The organism is Massilia sp. GER05, assembly GCF_052056005.1.
Lineage (GTDB): Bacteria > Pseudomonadota > Gammaproteobacteria > Burkholderiales > Burkholderiaceae_D > Telluria > Telluria orientalis.
Map to the genome: position 1 here is coordinate 6,226,823 of NZ_CP178858.1, position 19,124 is coordinate 6,245,946.

The 19,124-nt window shown below is 65.3% G+C and carries 16 protein-coding genes; all 16 read right to left on the reverse strand.

The features are described from left to right. Window positions 1–4: 4 nt before the first annotated feature. Complete coding sequence (locus ACL58G_RS27505; protein WP_440963798.1) at window positions 5–646, reverse strand: YidC/Oxa1 family membrane protein insertase; 642 nt, start codon at window positions 644–646, stop codon at window positions 5–7. A gap of 324 nt (window positions 647–970) precedes the next feature. Further along, window positions 971–1,828, reverse strand: a complete 858-nt coding sequence (locus tag ACL58G_RS27510) for a beta-1,6-N-acetylglucosaminyltransferase (protein ID WP_440963799.1) — start codon at window positions 1,826–1,828, stop codon at window positions 971–973. 170 nt (window positions 1,829–1,998) lie between these two features. Then, window positions 1,999–4,230: a heparinase II/III domain-containing protein gene (locus ACL58G_RS27515; RefSeq protein WP_413387378.1), complete on the reverse strand. Its 2,232-nt coding sequence runs from the start codon at window positions 4,228–4,230 to the stop codon at window positions 1,999–2,001. Window positions 4,231–4,596: 366 nt separating this feature from the next. Then, the gene (locus ACL58G_RS27520; protein ID WP_413387377.1) at window positions 4,597–5,373 is read right to left on the reverse strand and encodes a glycosyltransferase family 2 protein; all 777 of its coding nucleotides are present in this window, start codon (window positions 5,371–5,373) and stop codon (window positions 4,597–4,599) included. A 4-nt stretch (window positions 5,374–5,377) separates the two neighbouring features. After that, complete coding sequence (locus ACL58G_RS27525) at window positions 5,378–6,589, reverse strand: glycosyltransferase family 4 protein (protein ID WP_413387376.1); 1,212 nt, start codon at window positions 6,587–6,589, stop codon at window positions 5,378–5,380. Further along, a complete protein-coding gene (locus ACL58G_RS27530; protein ID WP_440963800.1) occupies window positions 6,586–8,103 on the reverse strand; it encodes an oligosaccharide flippase family protein in 1,518 nt (505 codons plus the stop codon). Before ACL58G_RS27530 ends, ACL58G_RS27525 begins: the two co-directional genes overlap by 4 nt. Then, the gene (locus tag ACL58G_RS27535; protein WP_413387374.1) at window positions 8,100–9,566 is read right to left on the reverse strand and encodes an O-antigen ligase family protein; all 1,467 of its coding nucleotides are present in this window, start codon (window positions 9,564–9,566) and stop codon (window positions 8,100–8,102) included. The genes ACL58G_RS27530 and ACL58G_RS27535 overlap by 4 nt, the downstream gene beginning before the upstream one ends. A 6-nt stretch (window positions 9,567–9,572) precedes the next feature. Next, window positions 9,573–10,265, reverse strand: coding sequence for an exosortase-associated protein EpsI, B-type (gene epsI / locus ACL58G_RS27540; RefSeq protein WP_413387373.1), 693 nt, complete (start codon window positions 10,263–10,265; stop codon window positions 9,573–9,575). After that, window positions 10,262–11,161, reverse strand: a complete 900-nt coding sequence (gene xrtB, locus ACL58G_RS27545; RefSeq protein ID WP_440963801.1) for an exosortase B — start codon at window positions 11,159–11,161, stop codon at window positions 10,262–10,264. Before xrtB ends, epsI begins: the two co-directional genes overlap by 4 nt. 1 nt (window position 11,162) lies before the next feature. Further along, window positions 11,163–11,978: a chain length determinant protein tyrosine kinase EpsG gene (gene epsG / locus ACL58G_RS27550; protein ID WP_440963802.1), complete on the reverse strand. Its 816-nt coding sequence runs from the start codon at window positions 11,976–11,978 to the stop codon at window positions 11,163–11,165. 84 nt (window positions 11,979–12,062) lie between these two features. Further along, complete coding sequence (gene epsF / locus ACL58G_RS27555) at window positions 12,063–13,472, reverse strand: chain length determinant protein EpsF (RefSeq protein WP_440963803.1); 1,410 nt, start codon at window positions 13,470–13,472, stop codon at window positions 12,063–12,065. A gap of 50 nt (window positions 13,473–13,522) precedes the next feature. Next, window positions 13,523–14,311: a polysaccharide export protein EpsE gene (gene epsE, locus ACL58G_RS27560; RefSeq protein ID WP_413387369.1), complete on the reverse strand. Its 789-nt coding sequence runs from the start codon at window positions 14,309–14,311 to the stop codon at window positions 13,523–13,525. Window positions 14,312–14,345: 34 nt separating this feature from the next. Beyond that, window positions 14,346–15,371: an EpsD family peptidyl-prolyl cis-trans isomerase gene (locus ACL58G_RS27565; protein WP_413387368.1), complete on the reverse strand. Its 1,026-nt coding sequence runs from the start codon at window positions 15,369–15,371 to the stop codon at window positions 14,346–14,348. Window positions 15,372–15,488: 117 nt separating this feature from the next. Then, the gene (gene fcl, locus ACL58G_RS27570; RefSeq protein ID WP_413387367.1) at window positions 15,489–16,469 is read right to left on the reverse strand and encodes a GDP-L-fucose synthase; all 981 of its coding nucleotides are present in this window, start codon (window positions 16,467–16,469) and stop codon (window positions 15,489–15,491) included. 3 nt (window positions 16,470–16,472) lie between these two features. Then, window positions 16,473–17,588, reverse strand: a complete 1,116-nt coding sequence (gmd, locus tag ACL58G_RS27575; RefSeq protein WP_413337533.1) for a GDP-mannose 4,6-dehydratase — start codon at window positions 17,586–17,588, stop codon at window positions 16,473–16,475. Between the two features lie 152 nt (window positions 17,589–17,740). Next, the gene (locus tag ACL58G_RS27580) at window positions 17,741–19,120 is read right to left on the reverse strand and encodes an undecaprenyl-phosphate glucose phosphotransferase (RefSeq protein WP_413387366.1); all 1,380 of its coding nucleotides are present in this window, start codon (window positions 19,118–19,120) and stop codon (window positions 17,741–17,743) included. Between the last annotated feature and the right edge of the window lie 4 nt (window positions 19,121–19,124).

Here is a 19,124-nt window from a genome sequence, read left to right on the forward strand (position 1 = left end):
TCCGTCATCGGTCGGAAACGGACGACTGCGGGACGCGTTTCTGTTCGCGGCGCAGTACGACATTCTGGACGATGCTGACACCGGACGATGCTACCCAGTACAGGCCCAGGCCGGCCGACATCTTCCACAGAAAGATGGCCGTGATGGCGATTTGCACCGCAACCATCACGGTCGACGGGGCGTTCGAGCCGGACGGCAGGTAGTACGCTGCGATGCCGGTGAGCACCAGCACGACAGCTGTCAGCACCGCGTCAAACGACGCCAGGTTCCTCATCCAGAGAAAGGATCCGCCTGCCGCGCTTGCGTTGCTGACCGTTTTGTAGAGCAAGCCGAAGACTGGCAACTGCACGAATGCGCCGAGGATGCTGGAGCGGTCGATCACGTGCGCGCCGTTCTGCCTGTACAGCTTTGAAACCGCGGCGAACATCGCCTGCGGATCGTGCTTCATGCGTTCCCTGATCGCGTCGACCTGGGGCTGGAGGTCGCGGATTTTTCGTTGGTTGACGAGCATTTTGCGGGACAGGTGCAGCGTCAGAGGCAGCAAGGCCAACCGTACCGTAAGGGCGAGCAGCAAAATAGCCCATCCCATATTGCCCTCGAAGAGTGAAGCAAGCGCGGACATCAGCCCGTCAAGAAATTTATCCATATACGTCCTCAATAAGCCGAAACCAATAATCGTTCGAAATCTGGCCAGAATTATAAAGATCAAAACGATCCGTATTCTCAGGATTTCTGGAACGTTGAGTTCAGTTTTTCCGCAGCATGGCAGAGGTCGGAAAGAACGCGTGACACTGCGACGCGGGCCATGTTCAGGCGGCAGGCGGGCCGCGCCACGAGCGAGGAGTCGACGATGTGCCCGCCACGCAGGCCCGGGCCAGACATCGCTTGGACGCGTTCGATGCGGCGCTGGCGCTGGCCGGGATGCGCCCCCCGCGCATCGTTGGAGTGTCGGGTCGGTGACCCGTGGATATCAAGCCGCGCGGAGCGCGATCAGGCGCGGCAGCAGCGCCGCGCTGGCCTCGCTGTCGATCTTGCGGCAGAAGTGGGCGCGCGACGCGGCGATGCGCTCGAAGTCGGCTTCGTCGAGGATTTTCGGGTTGCGGGCGCCGTGTTCGGGCCACTGGACGTAGCGGAAGTTCTGGCCCAGCACGCGGGATGCGAACGGCGAATTCATCACGAGAGTCTGGAAGAACATCTCGTCCGGACACGCGCAGCGGCGGAAGAAGCGCACGAGGCCGGGGTCGCGCGCGACGCGCGCGAGGATGTCCTGCACGCAGGCGCGCGACAGCGCCCACCACGACGAGCCGCCGTACGGCCGCATGCCGCCCGGCAGGCGGCGCACGATGCCCGTCGCGCGCATCGCGCGGTTGGCGATGCGGCAGGCGGTGCGCAGCAGGCGCGGGCCGTCGTCGCAGTAAAAATACTGGTAGCGGAAGCCGGCCGCCCACTGGCCCGGTCCGGTGCCGATGGCGACGGTGTCCAGCAGTTCCTGGTGGGCGTGGCGCGCGAGCGCTTCTTTCAGGCGCGCATTCGACAGCAACGGGAAGTCCTGGGCGGACAGGAAGACGACCTTGTCGAAATCGGGCACCTCGGCCACGATCTGTACAAGGGCGTTGAGCACCGCCTGCACCTGGCTGAACGTGCCCCAGTGGACGTCGACGCGGTCGCGCACGAGCCGCGCGAACGGGTGCACGGCGGACGGGTCGAGCGCGCACTTGCGGTCGAGGTTCACGACCACGCGAAACTCGTCGTCGCGCAGTTGCTCGACCAGCGCATTGAGCTGGTCCAGGTCCTTGTGTGCCTGGATCAGGAATACCTGTGTCGTCATCGCGTCGAGTCTAGCACGGCGCGTTACGACACCACGTGACGCCTGAGTTTGGAACGTCGATAAACCTGCTGCGCGTTGCAACGTCGTCCTGCGATGCTCACTGTACTCGCGTACAGCTCCGCTTCTCAGACGCCATTGCTGCCGCTCGCGACGGTTTCTCGAGGTTCCAATTAGTTCAGGTTCACCGACTGCGTACCGACCGTCAGCGTGCGGGTCGTGCCCGACGTGGCGACCTTGGTGGTGGGACGCTTGCAGCCGACGTCGATCAGGACGAGGAACTCGGCCGCCGACTTGCCGTCGTTCTTCAGGTAGAACGCGCCGTGGTCTTCCGTCACGCCGGACTTGGGCGCCGGGCCGCTCCACTTGGCGAACGGCGCATTGCCGTTCAGGTCGCGCAGGCACACCGACTGGCCGCCCGCCGCGATCTTGACGCTCGACGGGCTTTCGACCGTCATCGCCACCGGCGCGTGGAAGTTCCACTCGTACGTGTGGGCGACGACCGCCTGCATCCTGTCGCGCACGACCATCGCGTTCTGGCCGTGCAGGTACCAGATCTGGCGCTTGGCCATCGTCAATTGGCCGCCGTACGACGGGGTCGCGTCGCCTTCGGCGTAGTCGTAGGTCGACTGGGCCGAGAAGCCGGTGACGCGGCCGTTGCGCTGCAGCTGTTCGCGGTAGCCGGTGACCACCTGGCCCTTGCCGCCGTCGAACGTGACCGCATTCTGCGACCTGGTCTGGTGGTACCAGTCGGTCCACAGCGGCGAACCATACCAGTCGTACCAGCCGGCCTTCACCAGCAGCGGCTGGCCGGCGACCGACAGCAGCAGGCCGTTCTGGTCGCCGTGGCTGTGGTTGAACGAGCCGTACGGGCTGGATTTGAAATAGAACGACGTGCGGCCCGTCGAGCCGATGTCACTGTGCATCGCCACCCAGCCGGTGCTCGGGTAGTAGGCCGAGTTCGACGGCGGGATCTTCAGCGTCGTGCCGGTCACCGGCATCGGATACGGCGCTTCGACCACGGACAGCGAATCCTCGAGGCCCGGCAGGTTCGCCACGTACCAGGCGGCGCGCGGCGACACCATGCGGTTGGCGAAGGCGCGGAACACGCGCGGGTCCGGCTTCGTCTCGGAACCGTCGCCGAAGGCGTGGACTTTCGAGCCCGGCGGCGTGAACTGCGTCGCGAAATCGAGGAAGCCCAAGGTCCACGGCTTGGCGTACAGGTTCACGCCGGTCGCCTGGACGATCGGGTCCCACAGCGCCGTCATGTAGCCCGCCGCGTACTCGGCGTAGGCGGTGCCGTTGGCGTAGCCGCCTTCCGCGCCCGACCACGGCGACGGGGTGTTCACGTACGAGCGGAACGTGAAGTCGAACCACGTCTGCGCTTCCGGGATGTCGCCCAGCGCCAGGGTCGAGATCAGTGCCATGTAGATCATCAGCGTGTTGCCGTGCGAATCGAACGGGTACTGGTCGAGGCGGCCGTTGTCGCCTGCGATGTTGCCGTACATTTCCGTCACGCGCGTCTTGACGACGGCGAGCCACCTGGCCTTGCGGGTCGCGTCCAGGTCACCGGCCAGCAGGTCCATGCCCTTCAGCAGCGACAGCGCGATCTGGCGCGTGGCCTGGTCCTGGTTGGCGTAGCTGGTGGGGCCGGCCGGATTCAGCGCGGCCAGCTGGTCGCCGCGCTTGAGCGCTTCGGCCAGGTGGACCGGGTCCTTCTTCAGGCGCCACAGCACCGCGGCCGCTTCCAGCTGGCGCGACGATTCGTTGATGCGGTTGCGCACGTCGGTCTGCTGCGACGCCATCTGCGCCGTCAGCGGCGACGCGATCACGATCGGCCAGCGCGAATCCGACAGCTCGGGCAGCGCCGTCATCTGCAGCTTGACTTCGTTGATCAGGCGGCTCACGTACGGATCCAGGTCGGCCTTCTTGGCCGAGCTCCACGTCGAGTACGCGGTGAAGGACGGGGCCAGCGAACGGGGGCGCGCCTTGTTCAGGATGCGCGAACGCAGCGTGGCGTTGTCGGGCACTTCGAACACGGTCGACTTGCTCGTGATCGCGAACGCGCGCGGGGTCGACCATTCCGTCGAACCGGCCGCGCGCACGCGCCACGTGTAATTGCCCAGTGCCAGCGCCTTGGTCGGCAGGTACCAGTTGCGCTCGACCGTCGCCTTCACCGGCGAGCCGCCCGACGGGGTGATCTCGATCTCGTAGCTGGCCGGGCCGGTCGGATGACGCGCCCAGGCGAAACCCGGCGGGTTCTGTGCCTGCACGGCGCCATTGGCCGGCGCGGGCTGGACGACCAGGGGATCGGTGGATTGGGCCCAGTCGGCGCGCGCGCTGAACGACATCAACAGCGACGACAGTGCGGCGACGGCGACAACGCCCTTCCGGTGAAATTTCATGTGCTTGCTCCGAGAAATATTAACTGGACGACTAGAGGGTCAGCCCGTCGGCAGGAAGCCAGGGCCCGATTTGCTTGAAGCGCTCTGCTGATGCAAATGAGCGCTGTTCGATACGAGAAATAGTACCGCAAATAAATTTTCTCGCGGAAAAATTCCCTTAGAAATCAAAGATTTTTCTCGTATACCCCACAAATCGGACGACCCTGTAGACCCCTTATTAACGGTAATATTTCCAGGCAGCTAAAAGCCGTTTTTTTACAGAAAAGACTTTTTGAAAACTGTGCGGCTATTTCGGCAAAGTTTATGAATTCGCCATCGATTTAATCACTTCGACAATCATGTTATTTATCTGATCTGGAACAGACATTACGATTGCATTACCGGTACGCCGGCATGCGCCTCGGCGCGCAGAGCGCGCATGCGCCTGGCGTAGCGCAGGCAATAGATGCCGAACGCGAGCGGCGCCTCCTTCAGGTAGCGGCGCCGGACCTGGAACTCCTCCTGGCGCGCCTTGATCTTGTTGGCGGACGAGACGCTGCCCGCATGGTCGCGGAACACGGTCAAGGGCCGGGCTATCGTGGCCGGCCGCGCCACCTTGCCCAGGCGCAGCCAGAGGTCGATGTCCATCGCGTATTTCAGCGTTTCGTCGAACATGCCCACGCGGCCGAACGCGCTGCGGCGGATGAAGACGGCCGGATGCGGCACGGACGCGCGGCCCGCCGCGAACGCGTGGTAGCTGAACGGCACCATGCGGTACGGCGGAATCAGCTGCCCATCCTTCAACACCTGCACGGTGCCGAACACCCAGTCCACGCGCTCGCTGGCGAAGCGCTCGGCGACGAGTTCCAGCACGTCGTCGCTGGCGTAGTAATCGTCCGAATGCAGGTGCGCCACGTACTCGCCGGTGGCCGCCTCGATGCCCTGGTTCATGGCGCGGCTGATGCCGCCGCCCACGTCGCGCAGCACGCGCTTGCGGCCCGGGTACGCCGCGATCATCTCCAGCGTGCCGTCGGTGGAACCGCCGTCGACGAAGATGTGCTCGACGTCCTGGCAGGTCTGCCGCTGGACGGATGCGAGGGTGTCGGCCAGGGTGGCGGCGCTGTTCCAGGTGCACGTGACGATCGAAAAGGTCGGTTTGTTCATGGGATCACTCGTGATAGAAGTCCAGGATCTGGGGGACGGCGTGGAACACGTCCATCGGGAAGGCATCGGGCAGCGGCACCGTCACCGGCGCACGGCCCAGGATGTGGGCCAGCCGCTCCACGAGCCGCGGCATGGTCTCGGCCAGTTGCAGCTGGCCGTCGTAATACTGGTACGCGGCCAGCTCCGGCGTGCCGCCGCGTGCCAGCGCGAGACACTGCTTGCCGAGGGCCAGCGCTTCCAGCACGGTGGTGCCGCACGGTTCTTCCCACACGGACGGGATCACGAGCACGTGGCTGCGCGCCGACATGCGGATCACCTCGTCGTAGGGCAGCCAGCCGAGGAAGCGCACCTGCCCGTTCGCATGGCGGCGCTCCAGCTGGCCCCGCAGCGGACCGTCGCCGATGATGGTGACGCGCGCATGCTTCGGCAGCCAGCCCTGCACCTGCGCGAGGAATTCGCCGAAGCCCTTGCCGGCATCGATGCGGCCGACGAGCAGGACCTCCCCCGCCCTCACCTCGTCGGGCCGCGCCGCGCGCTCGCGCAGGTACGGGTAGCGGATGAAGTTGTGGATCACGCGCGCGCGCGACAGGTCCGCGTCCGGCACGGCGCGCAGGAATGCCTGGCGCAGGAAGTCGGACACGAAGATCGTCTTGTGGCGCGAGAACGCTTCCGCCGTCTCCGACCGGTAGCGGCGCACGGCCAGCCCGGACATCTCGCGCCGCACCGCGTTCGGCGCCGGGTGGATGCAGGCTGCGCAGTCGCGCGCGTCGAGCGTCGTGCACACGTGTTCCTGCCTGAAGCGCAAATGGATCACGCATTCGCTGCCCTGGTCGTGGCGCGTCTGCACGAAGTTGACGCTGCGCGGCACGTAGCGCCCCGCCATCGGCAAGTGGCCGTGGTAGTGCACGACGTCGTACTTGCCCGCCTCGCGCAAGAGCGCGCGCGCGATGCTGCGCGCAAACCATGGCCGCTTGACGGGATTGAAGAAGCCCAGCTGCGACTCTTTCCACCCCGGCCGGGAAAAATCGAAGCCGGGCAGCACGCGTCCCTTGAAGCCGATCTCGGCCGCGCTGCCACCGTGGAACCGGTCGCTGCGTCCCATGATGTCGACCTCGTGCCCCAGCTCGAGCAGCGCGTTCGACAACGTCACAACATGCTTGCCCAGGCCGCCCACCTGCGTGCCCGGCAAGTCTTCCGACACCATCAAGACTTTCAAGCCGCTTTCCTCATCGATAACAACCCCTTCACCCGCGTCCATGCCAGGTTCTTGTCGTCGCGGTCGATCACGAACAGGCTGCCGTACGCGAGCAGCAGGCCCGCCGTCAGCAGCACGAGCAGGAGCAGATCGACCGGGCCGCCGTCGAACAGGCGGTTGCCCGCGCTGGCGACGGCCGCGACGACGGCCACGCCCGCCACGCTGGGCAGATAGGCTTTACGGACGAGCTCGCCAAGCCGCGCGGGCACCGTGCGGCCGTGCACGGCGACGAGGAAGGCGCACGTCAGCAGCACCGACGCGATCAGATGGCCCCACGCGGCGCCGTCGATGCCCCAGCCCGCGACGCCCACGTAGACGACCAGCAGGCCGAACAGGGCGCGCGCCAGCGCGAACATGCCGGAAAAGCGCGGATGGCCCATGCCGTCGTTCACCAGTGAGGGCAGGCTCGTCAGCGAATCGATGAATTGCGACAGCGCCATCACGGCCAGCACGACCTGCCCCGCGCGGGCGAACTGCGGGTTCATCCAGTAGAACAGGATCTGGTACGAAAACACGGCGACGAGCACGAGCACGGACGCGTTGATGAACACGACGTAGCGGCTCGCCTTCAGGTACAACTGGTTCAAACGCTCGAGCTCGCCACGGGCCGCCAGCGCGCTCGCGGCCGGGAAGAACACGCCGGACAGGCGGTACGTGAGGCTGAGGATACGGTTCGCGAGCGTGGACGCGACGGTGAAGTAGGCGAGCCCGGTCACGCCGACCAGCGCGCCGATGATGAGCTTGTCGGCATATGCGTAGGACAAGGTCGCGAAGCGGCTCAGGAACGAGTACGCGGAAAAGCCCAGCAATTCCTTGCGGATCGCCGCACCCGGCTTACGGTAGCGCAGGTCCGGCAGCAGGCGGCGGATGCTGCGCCACAGTACGGCGCAATTAATCGCGCTCATGATGACGCGCAGCAGGATCACTTCAAACAAGCCATAGCCCAGCATCAGCACGGCCACCGTCAACAGCGGCACGCCGGTGCCGAACAGCATTTCGATGCGGCTCGCGATGTCGTAGCGCATCAGCGCTTGGGGCACGCTTTGCAGATAGCTCTGCAACTGGCCGAGGAAGAAGCCGAGCGCGGCCAGCTGGAGTGTCGCGACCGCTTCGTGCTCCAGCGCCGCCGGCACGGAAAACACGCGGGTGACGAAGAAGTGGGCGCCGAAGAACAGGCCCAGCCCGCCGACGAGGCCCAGCAGCGAGTACACGGACAGGCCGAAGAAAAGGGTCTCGGCTATGCGTTCCTGATCCTTGTGGGCGTTGAATTCCGCGATGTATTTCACGGAGCCGGCCGTGACATTGATGTCGATGACGGCGAAATAGCCGACGATCGCCGTCACGAGCGAGTACACGCCATAGTTCGCGTCGCCCAGCCCTTGCACGACGAGCGGCACGGTGCCCAGCGCCACCAGCGCGGGGATCACGGCGCCCAGCAGGTTCGAGAAGGCGTTGCGGACGAGGCTGAGGTTCATACGTGCGCCGGCACCAGGTTGACGTGGCGGCGCTTGCGGGACTCGACGGGCTGCACGGCCGGTTGCGCGCTGGCCACGGCCATCGCCACGTAAGGCAGCGCGAGGCAGATCGCCAGCATCTGCGTCGTACGCACCTGCGGGAACGGCGTGCCGACGAGCAGGTCGGGCAGCATGAACGCGAGGCCCGCGGCGCCGGCCGTCGCCAGGCCCAGCAGGTCGGGCGGCAACGTGCGCAGGGCGCGGCGCGCGAGTCGGGTGAACGCCCAGATCGTGCCGCCCAGCAGGATCAGGCCGGGCAGCCCGGCCTTCAGGGCGATGTGCAGCACGCCGCTGTGCAGGAACAGGCCGCCGTCCTGCCCCGCCTGCCACGAGATGTGCTGGTAGCCCGTGTAGCGCCCCCACGTGCCGATGCCGGTGAGCGGGTGCGAGATGAAATCGGCCAGCGCGAATTTCAATTCCAGCACCCGCTCGCTTTCGGCGCCGAAGCGCTTCGATTCCATGTCGTAGAACAGGCTCGAGAATCCGCCGCCCGCGCCCTTCGTATGGCCCAGGCGCTTGAACGCCGCATACAGCAGGCCGGCGCCGAGGACGGGCGCGCCGAGCGCCATCATGTGGATGCGGCGCTGCAGCGGGAAACGCATCATGATGATCAGGAAGGCCAGCACGAAGCCGATCCACGCGCTGCGGCGGTACGACAGCACGATGCACGCGGCCGTCGCGAGCAGGGTCGACCAGTCGATCGCGGTCCAGAACAGCGAGCGCCTGTTTTTCACCACCTGGAACAGGTTGACGGCGGCGATGGCGAACGCGATCGTGCACAGCAGGCTGTCGTTGATGTCGAAGAACGTCAGCTTGATCTTGATGGCGTTCATGTTCGCATACACGTTGTTCGGGTCGCCGCCGAGGAAGGCCCAGCGCGCAAGGCCGAACAGGGCGCGCCCGAGGCCCGCCAGCATGATGAAGCGCGACAGTTCGATCGCGTGCTCGCGGGTGCGAAACGCCAGCAGCATCAGCGAAACGAGCGGCGCCATCCAGATGATGTTGGAAAAGCCGGACGGGGCCAGCGCTTCCGCCAGGGTCACGTTGGAGAACAGCGCCACCGCGACGTGGCCACCCAGCAGCAAGCTCCAGGCGAGGAACCACGGCCGCAGGTTGCACGGCGGGGCCGGATAGCGCTGAAAGCCGGCCGACACGCGCGCGCAGCACCACGCCCCCGCCATGCACCACAGCAGCAGCGGGAAGAACAGTACCCCGGAGCCACGGCTGTAGATGCCTGGCGCGGCGGCGGTCGCCAGCGAACCGTAGCTCGTCGAATTCTTGAAGAAGAACACGGCGATGTACACGTACGCGAGGAAGCGCGGCCACACCATTCCGACGCCCATCCCGGCCACGGCCATGATGGCCAGCACCACGACGGCGATGAACGGCAGCGAGGTATAGAAGACCAGGAGGAAGTTCTGCATGTCCCGTCAGCCCTTGTTGGTGGCCGCGCCCAGCAGCTTGGTGCGGTCGTGCGGGGACATGGCATCCAGCATCTGGTTCACGAAGCGGTCCTGCACGCGGTAGGCGCTGTGTTCGTCGGCCTCGATGGTCGACACGCGCACCAGCATGCCGTCGGGAATCTTGCCCGTCAGGCCGTACAGGAAGCGCTGGTATTTCTGGCCCAGGCCGGACATCACGGCCTTGTCGCCGACCGTCACCCAGTACGTGATCGGTTCGTTGCGCGCGTTCTGGCGCGCGACGAGGCGTTTCACGGGGACGCTGCCGTAGTGCGTGGCGAGCTCGGCCTTGTGATCCTGCACCATGTCGAAGCCCTGCGCCACGTAGCAGACTTCGGGCAGGTGCAGCTGCAGCTGCTTGCTCTGGTCGCCGCCGTATGCGATCGACAGCATCACGCGCTGGCCCGCATCGTTGACGTAGGTGCGCGCCAGGGTCTGGTCATACAGCGTGGCGATGAGTTCCTTCTGCGTCTCGTCGGGCGTGAGCGGCACGACGGTGTTGTCGACCGTCCAGTTGCCGAACCGTTTCGGGATCATCGCCTCGAGGTCGAACCGCTCCTGCACGGCGGCCACCTTCTGCTTCGGCGTGAGTGCGCCCGTCAGCGCGGACGTGCCCGCCATTGCCACGCCCAGGACCACGCTGGCCATGAATCTGCGGTTCATGCCACCTCCCTGCGCCGCGCCCACCATTGCAGGGCGGAGTCGATGGACAGGATCAGCACGAGCGCCGTGACGAACAGGACCATGCCGGCGAACCCATGCAGGAAACCCTGCCCCGCCGCGTCGCCGAAGTAATACGTGATCAATGTGAGCACGACGACGCGGATGACGTTGGCGGAAAACGAGATCGGGACGATGAACAGGGCGAGGCCGATGTTGCGGAACGCGGACGGGTGGCGCATCAGGTTCAGGTAGAACAGGCCCAGCGCTTCCAGGGTCAGCAGGGTCTGCAGGCCGGCGCACGCGTCCGCCACGAGCAGCTGGTACTGGCCGATCTGCAGGATCACGCCGGAGCGGCTGATCGGGTAGCCGAACGCGAACAGCAGGTGTTCCGTCGCCCACGACACGGCCATCTTCATCGGCATCGTCACCGCGGCGACGAATTCGCTGGGCAGCGGCACCATGAACAGCATGAAGAAGAACGGGAACCACAGCACCCGGAGGGCGCGGCCGCCCCGCTTGACGAGCAGCACGGCCGCCATCACGAGGATGATCGCGACGATCTGCAGCATCAGGATGTTCTGCGACCGGCCCAGCAGGTGGGCGACCAGGCCGATGGCGAGGATGGGCCAGCCGGCCCAGCTGGCGCGCGGGGGTGTCGTCGCCGCGAGCACGTCCGGCCATTTGCGGTAGATGAGCCACAGCGCGAGGCCGAAGATGATCGGCCCGTGGCCCTGCTCCTCGCCGACCCAGGCGCCGGTGAACAGGTCGTAGAACGTGGGGACGAACAGGATGGCCAGGCCCAGGAAGACCGGCCACCATTCGGGCAGGACGCCGCGCAGCGCACGCAGGTCCGGTGCATGCTGCCGCACGGTGCTGGCGCGTGCTCCGGTGTCCATGTCAGAACTCCATCACCACGGAGCCGAGGACTTCGCAGCCGGCGTCGACGAGTTGCTCGGCGGCGCGGCCGATGTGCGAGATCCGCGTGTAGTTCTTGCGCGTGACGAGCAGCGCGCCGCCCGCGCGGCTCGCCACCGCGACGGAATCCATGCCGAGCTGGAATGGCGGCACGTCGTACAGCACGACGTCGTAGCGGCTTTCCAGCTGCGTGTTGAGGTTGCGGAAGCCTTCGCGCGCCAGCAGTTCGCCCGGGTTCGGCGGGAGCGTCCCGGCCGGCATGATCGACAGGTCGATGAACGCCGGCACCCGCGCGATCACGTCGAGGTCGGCGCGGCCGGCCAGCAGGTCGGACAGGCCCTGGCGCGGCTTGAGCGCGAACGCGTCCTGCTGGCGCGGGGCGCGCAGGTTCGCGTCCACGAGCAGGGTCTGCTCGCCCAGCTGGGAAAACACGATCGCCAGGTTCGACGCGAACAACGCGGAGCCGTCTTCCGGATCCACGCCGACGATGGCCAGCGCGCGGCGCCCGCGCGCGAACCAGCGCAGCATCAGCTGGCTGCGGATCGCGCGCAGCGATTCGACCTGCGGGCAGAACGGATCGTACGCGGCGAGCAGCTTCGGCGACAGGCCGGCCTGGCCCTTCTGCAGATACGGGTACGAGAACTGGCGCGCCAGCACCTGCTGGATGTCGTCCTCGCTGACCAGGCCCAGCCGCACGGCCGCTTCGCCGAAGCGGATGCCGGTCTCCTTTTGCATGCGCAGCACGCGTTCGGCGTCTTCAGGCTTGAGCTTGCCCGAGTCGAGCAGCAAGGCACCCATGCTGGTCTCGGGACCCGAGACGTTCAAGCCCATGATCGGCGGGCAGCGTGTTGAATATCGGAGAGTTCATGGTGGAATCCAGGATCAGTTAAGACGGAGCAGGCGGCGCGGCGTCATCAGCGAGCGGATGCCCCCCGTCCGCCCACGCGGCGACTTCCATTCGATCGTGCCCAGCACGGGGATGCCCAGCATGTCCTTGACGTCGCTGGCCGAACGCACCGGACGGTTCAGCAGTTCCAGCAGCAGCGCCAGGCCGACACCGAGGATCGTGCCCAGCAGGAACGCGATCAGCGTGTTCAGCAGCACGCGCGGGCCCGACGGCTGCGTCGGCGCCACGGCCGGGTTCAGCAGGGAGATATCGGATTGCTCGGACTGCGCCTCGATGCGCGTCTGCGAGAAGCGCTGCGACGCGGAATCGAACGCGCGCTGGGCGCTGTCGAGGTCTTTCAGCAGCACGCCCAGTTCGTCGCGGGCGCGGTTCATTTCCAGCACCTTCGCTTTTTGCTGGGCCACCGCTTCACGCAGTTCCGCCTCGCGCTGGCGCAGCACCTGGGCATTCGCGCCCACGCTGCGCGAGACGGTGCCCAACGCGGCATTCAGCTCGGCCTGGACTTTGTCGAGCTCGGCCTTGGCGGCCTGGTATTGCGGGTGGTTCTTGCCGTAGCGCTGCGACGTGTCGGCGAACTTGCCGCGCGCCTGGGCGACGTTGGCGCGCATCGTCTGGATCAGGGCGTTGTTGGCGACGTCCGGCGACGTCAGCGCGGAGCCGGCGGCGCCCTGCCGCGCTGTGCCTTCCATCGCGGCCGTCTGCGCCGCCACCAACTGCGCGGACAGGTCGTTCAGGCGCGCCAGTTCGACGTCGACGCGGTTGTTGTCGAGGCTGACGATGCCCTTTTCCTGCTGGTACTTGGACAGGCGGGCCTGCGCGGCCTCGACGTTGTCGCGCAACTGCTTGGTCTGTTCGTTGAAGTACGAGGCCGTTTTCTTGGCCGGATCGGTCTTCAGCTGGACGGTGATCTTCTGGTACTCGTCGGCGAACGCATTCGCCACCGCGGCCGCGAACGCGGGGTCCGCGCCCTTGAAGCTGATCTCGACGACGGACGATTCGCGCGACGGGACGATCTCCAGTTTCTTCAGCAGCAGGTCGGCCAGCCAGTCGCGCACCGAACCCTTGCCCTCGGTCGCATCCTTGAACTGTTCGACGACGGCCGGGCTATTCGCCAGGTGCAGCGCGTCGACGACCCGCAGCGCCACGTTCTTGCTGCTGATGATGTCGATTTGCGTCGCCATATAGCCCGGCAGCAGTTGCCCCGGCATCGTCAGCCCGGTCAATGGATCCACGCCTTTGTAGTTCAACAGAACGGATGCCGTTGCCTTGTACGTCTTGGCCTGGATCAGGCTGAACCCGAGGGCCAGCGCGACCGTGACCAGCAGGGTCGTCAGGATGATCTTCTTCCGTGCAAGCAAGATCAGCAGGAATTGATGAACGTTCATGATGAACCTTTAAAACGGAGTGGAACAAAGAACCGGGCGCTACCCCTGCGTTAGAACCAGCTTTCCTTGACCGTGATGACGTCGTCGACCTGGACCAGGTCGTCGGCCTTCGCTTCGATCGTGTGCGCCGCGCCGTTCGCGTCGCGGCGCGTGATGCGCAGGCCGCGCTGCGTGCCGCGCTGGGTCAGGCCGCCGCCGGCCGACAGCGCCTGCTGGACGGTCATCGCGCGTTCCAGGCGGAACGGTCCCGGACGCTGCACTTCGCCCGTGATGTAGGCACGCGGCGCACGCTCGACGAAGATGATGTCGCCGCCGGCGACTTCGTAATCGCGGTTCAGTTCACCCTTGCGCACCATGTCGACGACGTCGATGGTTTCGCGCGTGGTGACGCCGTTGCGGGTGCGCACGAGGCTGACCATGTCGCCGCCTTCCGGGCCGATGCCGCCGGCCAGCGCCAGCAGATCGAGCACCTTGCGCGGGCCGTCGACCGGGTAGCGGCCCGGACGGTTGACCTGGCCCAGCACCGACACCTGCTGGCTCGCGAGCGTGGTGATCAGGAGGTTGACCTGGGCCTTCTTGAGGTAGCCGCCCTTTTCGAGCAGGCCGCCGATTTTCTTTTCCGCCTGTTGCGTCGTCAGGCCACCGACCTGCACTTCGCCCAGCAGCGGGAACGTCATGGTGCCGCCTTCCGAGACGCGCGTCTCGATTGCAAGGTCGGGGCTGCCGTAGACCGATGCCTTGACCACGTCGCCCGGGCCCAGCAGGATTTCCGCCGCACCCGCCACGCCCGCGCCGAGCATGAGGACTGCCGCAACCATCCAGTGTACGAGTCGTTTCATCTTCTTCACTCCTTATGGGTCGTCAATGTTGGGATTACTTCAGTCCGGCGACGCCGCGGTCCAGCGCTGCCTTGTCGGCGCCGGATGCGTTGTCGGCTGGTGCGTTGTCGGCCGCGGGCATGGCGGCGGGTGCCGCCGCGGCGGGATCGGCATTCGCCACTGCGCTCGCCGGCGCGGCCTTGGGATCGGGCACCATCGATTTGTTCAGGTACTCGATCTTTGCGGTGGAACGCAGGCGCTGCAGCTCGGCCGCGGCCAGTTCCTTGTTCTTGCGGTTCACGAGAAATTGCTCGATCTGGTTCGAGGCGACCTGCAGCGAGACCGGTGCATCCTTGACTTCGGCGACGGAAATGAACATCGCGCGCGGCCCTTCCTTGACGACGAACAGCTGCCCCTTGGGCATGCCCAGCAACTTCGAGGACAGCTGCGGCGGCACGTCGGCCGTCGAGCGCGTGACCTGGTTGCGGCCGTACTTGATCTTGTGCGTGTCCAGCCACACGGCGACCTCTTCCAGCGACTTGGCGCTGTCGGCCGCGCTGCGCACCTCGGGCGTCAGGTCGTTGGCGGAGATCACGAGTTCGTTCATGCTGAACTGCTTACGGTTGGAAAAGAATTCGGGATGCTTGTTGTAGTAGTCCTCGACTTCCGCCGGCGTCGGCTTCGCCACGTTGCCGACGCGCTTTTGCAGATAGGCCTGAGCGACGATCAGCGATTTGGCGCGGTCGATCGCCTGCATGACCTTGGGATCGCGGTCGAGGTTTTCCTTGGCGGCCGCTTCCTGCAGTAGCTGGCGGTCGATGAGAACCTGCAGCAACTGCTTGCTGGCGGCATCCTGCTGGGCGGCGGAGACGCCTGCGCGCTGCAGCTCCTCGTTGAGCTGGAGTACCGTAACCTCTTCCCCATTCACGCTCGCCAGCGCCTGGCCGGGTTTCTTTTCTTTCGCCTTGTCGCCGCACGCGCTCAAGGTTGCCGCAACCAGGATCAGCGCGGCGCACAGCACGCGCTTCGGAGTCGTAGGAGAGGATGTGTTCATGTTGGCAGCCACGTGGTTGTTGTTCAATGGGTTTCCTTGGGGATGGGGTGGAACTCTTGTTATAGCCTGCTCATTCTGGGAGCCGCACGACTCGGACTCTGTTCGTCAATTAACACTCTGCCGTACGGCTCCCGCCGCGACCGCTCAGGCGGCGGCCCGCTTTTCCTGGTCCGCCACCAGGTCGACGAAGGCCGCGTAAGCGCGCCGCAATCCTTCCGGCAACGGCGTGCGCGCCTGCCAGCCGAGGGATTTCAGCTTGGACACGTCGAGCAGCTTGCGCGGCGTGCCGTCCGGCTTGGTGGGATCGAACGCGATGCGGCCGCGGTAGCCGACGGTCTCGCCGACGAGCCGCGCGAGCTCCGCGATCGTGACGTCCTCGCCCGTGCCCACGTTGATGTGCGAATGCATCGGGTCGGTGTACGACGCATACGTGGCATGGTCGAGGTTCATCACGTACACGCTCGCTTCCGCCATGTCGTCGACATACAGGAATTCGCGCATCGGCTTGCCGCTGCCCCAGATCACGACTTCGGGCGCGCCGGCGAGCTTCGCTTCGTGGAAGCGCCGCATCAGCGCGGGGATCACGTGGCTGTTTTCCGGGTGATAGTTGTCGCCGGGACCGTACAGATTCGTCGGCATCACGCTGCGGTAATCCGTCCCGTACTGGCGGTTATAGCTTTCGCACAGTTTGATACCGGCAATCTTTGCCATCGCATACGGCTCGTTCGTCGGCTCCAGCATACCGCTCATCAAGTACTCTTCCTTGATCGGCTGCTGGGCCAGGCGCGGGTAGATGCACGAGGAGCCGAGGAACAGCAGCTTGTTCACCCCGTTGCGCCACGCTTCGTGCACGACGTTCGCCTGCACCATCATGTTGTCGTAGATGAAGTCGGCCGGATACGTGTTGTTCGCATGGATGCCGCCGACCTTGGCGGCGGCCAGGTAGACCTGGTCGATGCGCTCGTTGCGGAAGAACTCGCGGACCTGGGCCTGGTCGGTCAGTTCGAGTTCCGCGTGGCTGCGCGTGACGATGTTCGTGTGACCTTGCGCGCGCAACACGCGCACGATGGCCGAGCCGACCAGCCCGTTATGGCCGGCCACATAGATGCGGGGTTGTGTATTCAACGTTCACTCCAATGAAATTGCAACGTTGTAGCCATGCGAGGCGAGAAGCTTGTGGCGACGCGCCGTCTCGAGGTCGTGCGCCACCATCTCCTGCACCATCGCTTCGAAAGAGGTCCGCGGCTCCCAGCCCAGCCGGCGGCGCGCCTTGCCCGGGTCGCCGAGCAGCGTATCGACTTCCGTCGGACGGAAGTATTGCGGGTCGACGGCGACGATCGGTTGGCCCACCACGACGCCGGGCGCCTTGTCGCCATGGATCGCGGCGATCACGCCGCGTTCGTGCACACCCTCGCCCTGCCACGCGATCTCGATGCCCAGCTCGCGTGCCGCAACTTCGACGAAATGCCGCACGGAATACTGGCGGCCCGTCGCGATGACGTAATCCTCGGGCGTGTCCTGCTGCAGCATCAGCCATTGCATCTCGACATAGTCGCGCGCATGCCCCCAGTCGCGCAGCGCGTCGAGGTTACCCAGGAACAGTTGCTGCTCCAGGCCTTGCGAGATGTTCGCGAGGCCGCGCGTGATCTTGCGCGTGACAAAGGTCTCGCCGCGGCGCGGCGACTCGTGGTTGAACAGGATGCCGTTGCACGCGTACATGCCATACGCCTCACGGTAATTCACCGTGATCCAGTAGGCGTACAGCTTCGCGACGGCATACGGGCTGCGCGGGTAGAACGGGGTCGTCTCGCGCTGCGGGGTTTCCTGGACGAGGCCGTACAGTTCGGACGTCGACGCCTGATAGAAGCGCGTCGTCTTTTCCATGCCGAGGAAACGGATCGCTTCCAGCAGGCGCAGGGTGCCGAGGCCGTCGACGTCGGCCGTATATTCCGGCGATTCGAACGACACGGCCACGTGGCTCATCGCACCGAGGTTGTAGACTTCGTCCGGCCGGACTTCGCACAGGATGCGGTTGAGGTTCGACGTGTCGGACAGGTCGCCGTAATGCAGGTGGAAGTGATTATCCTCGACGTGCGGATCCTGGTAGATGTGATCGATCCGCTCGGTATTGAAGAGCGAGGCGCGCCGCTTGATGCCATGCACTTCGTAACCCTTGGCCAGCAGCAGTTCCGCGAGATAGGAACCGTCCTGGCCGGTGACACCCGTGATCAACGCTTTCTTCATTGGCAGTTGTCCTGGCGAATGTTATGCAAAATCAATAAAAAATTGCAATCTCAGCAATTATTTTCACGCAGCCCATCGGGCGCCGCAAGCGCCGATCCGATTGAATCGGCGTCTTTAAGCGGAAGCTAAGCGACCCCACATGTGCGCGCGTTTCAAAACGCGTTCTCGCGCGTGAGCACCACTTTCACGGTCTTGAGAACGATCCACAGGTCCAGCCACAGCGACCAGTTGCGCAGGTAATCGAGGTCGTACTGGATGCGCGCTTCCATCTTGTCCAGCGTGGCAGTTTCACCACGCAGCCCGTTGACCTGCGCCCAACCGGTGATGCCCGGTTTGACCTTATGGCGCAGCATGTATCCCTTGATCAGCTTGCGATATTGCTCGTTGTGCGCGACCGCGTGCGGACGCGGCCCGACGATGCTCATCCTGCCCTGCAGCACGTTGACGAACTGCGGCAACTCGTCGAGCGACGTGCGGCGCAGGAAGCGGCCGATGGGCGTCACGCGGTCGTCTTCCTTGCGCGCCTGCACGACGGCATCGCCGTTCTCCATCACCTTCATCGAACGGAACTTGTAGACGATGATCTCTTCGCCATACAGGCCGTAGCGGCGCTGGCGGAAGATCACGGGGCCAGGCGAACTCATCCTGACGACCGCGGCGATCACGAGCATCAGCGGCGCCAGCAACAGCAGGATCAGGCTCGACAGCACGATGTCGGAACCGCGCTTGATGGTGCTGTTCAGGCCCATGAACGGGGTCTCGCAGATCGCGATCACGGGCATGCCGCCCACGTTGTCGAAGCGCGCCTGCATCAGGTCGAAGATGTAGACGTCCGGCAGGAAATAGACGGACGCGGTCGTGTCCTGCAACTCGTCGATGAGTTTGCGGATGCGCGGCTGCGCGGAGATCGGCTGGCTGATGAAGATCATCTTGATGCCGTTGTCGCGCACGTACTGCACCAGCTCGCTCGTCTTGCCCAGCATCGGATGCGGCAGCTCGGCCGGGTGCCGTTCGCCGTCGCGGTCGTCGAAGAAGCCGCGCACCTGCATGAACAGGTTCGGATGGCGGTCGCAGATGCCGGCGAATTTCAGGCCCACGTCGTTGACGCCGACCACGACGACCGAGCGCACTTCCTTGCTCTTGCCGGGCCGGTTCGCAATGCGTACGGCAATGTGGCTGCCCAGCAGGATGAGCGGCGTGGCGACGGCCCAGGCCAGCAGCACGCGCTCGTCGTAATAGTATTTGAGGCCGCTGGACGAGCCGAGGAACATCAGCACGGCGATCGTCACGCACCAGCCGAACACGGTGTCGCGCGCATAGGCCCACATGCGCCCGCTGCGCCACGTGCGGTACGGATCGACGTGCTGGTACACGGCCGACGAAATGAAGAAGGCCAGCACCATCAATACCAGCAGGTAGCCCGAGAACGGTTCATGGAACAGCACCGCCGACAGGTACAGCGTGCCCATGATGATCAGGGGATCGAGTACGCGCTGGAAGAACGAGATCAGCGGTATGTCGTTGACCGTCATAAAA

Excerpts from the sequence above, each read along its gene's own strand:
- ACL58G_RS27505 (WP_440963798.1), bottom strand. The coding sequence starts at position 646 with ATGGATAAATTTCTTGACGGGCTGATGTCCGCGCTTGCTTCACTCTTC.
- ACL58G_RS27510 (WP_440963799.1), bottom strand. The coding sequence starts at position 1,828 with ATGACGACACAGGTATTCCTGATCCAGGCACACAAGGACCTGGACCAG.
- ACL58G_RS27515 (WP_413387378.1), bottom strand. The coding sequence starts at position 4,230 with ATGAAATTTCACCGGAAGGGCGTTGTCGCCGTCGCCGCACTGTCGTCG.
- ACL58G_RS27520 (WP_413387377.1), bottom strand. The coding sequence starts at position 5,373 with ATGAACAAACCGACCTTTTCGATCGTCACGTGCACCTGGAACAGCGCC.
- ACL58G_RS27530 (WP_440963800.1), bottom strand. The coding sequence starts at position 8,103 with ATGAACCTCAGCCTCGTCCGCAACGCCTTCTCGAACCTGCTGGGCGCC.
- ACL58G_RS27535 (WP_413387374.1), bottom strand. The coding sequence starts at position 9,566 with ATGCAGAACTTCCTCCTGGTCTTCTATACCTCGCTGCCGTTCATCGCC.
- epsI (WP_413387373.1), bottom strand. The coding sequence starts at position 10,265 with ATGAACCGCAGATTCATGGCCAGCGTGGTCCTGGGCGTGGCAATGGCG.
- xrtB (WP_440963801.1), bottom strand. The coding sequence starts at position 11,161 with ATGGACACCGGAGCACGCGCCAGCACCGTGCGGCAGCATGCACCGGAC.
- epsG (WP_440963802.1), bottom strand. The coding sequence starts at position 11,978 with ATGGGTGCCTTGCTGCTCGACTCGGGCAAGCTCAAGCCTGAAGACGCC.
- epsF (WP_440963803.1), bottom strand. The coding sequence starts at position 13,472 with ATGAACGTTCATCAATTCCTGCTGATCTTGCTTGCACGGAAGAAGATC.
- epsE (WP_413387369.1), bottom strand. The coding sequence starts at position 14,311 with ATGAAACGACTCGTACACTGGATGGTTGCGGCAGTCCTCATGCTCGGC.
- gmd (WP_413337533.1), bottom strand. The coding sequence starts at position 17,588 with ATGAAGAAAGCGTTGATCACGGGTGTCACCGGCCAGGACGGTTCCTAT.
- ACL58G_RS27580 (WP_413387366.1), bottom strand. The coding sequence starts at position 19,120 with ATGACGGTCAACGACATACCGCTGATCTCGTTCTTCCAGCGCGTACTC.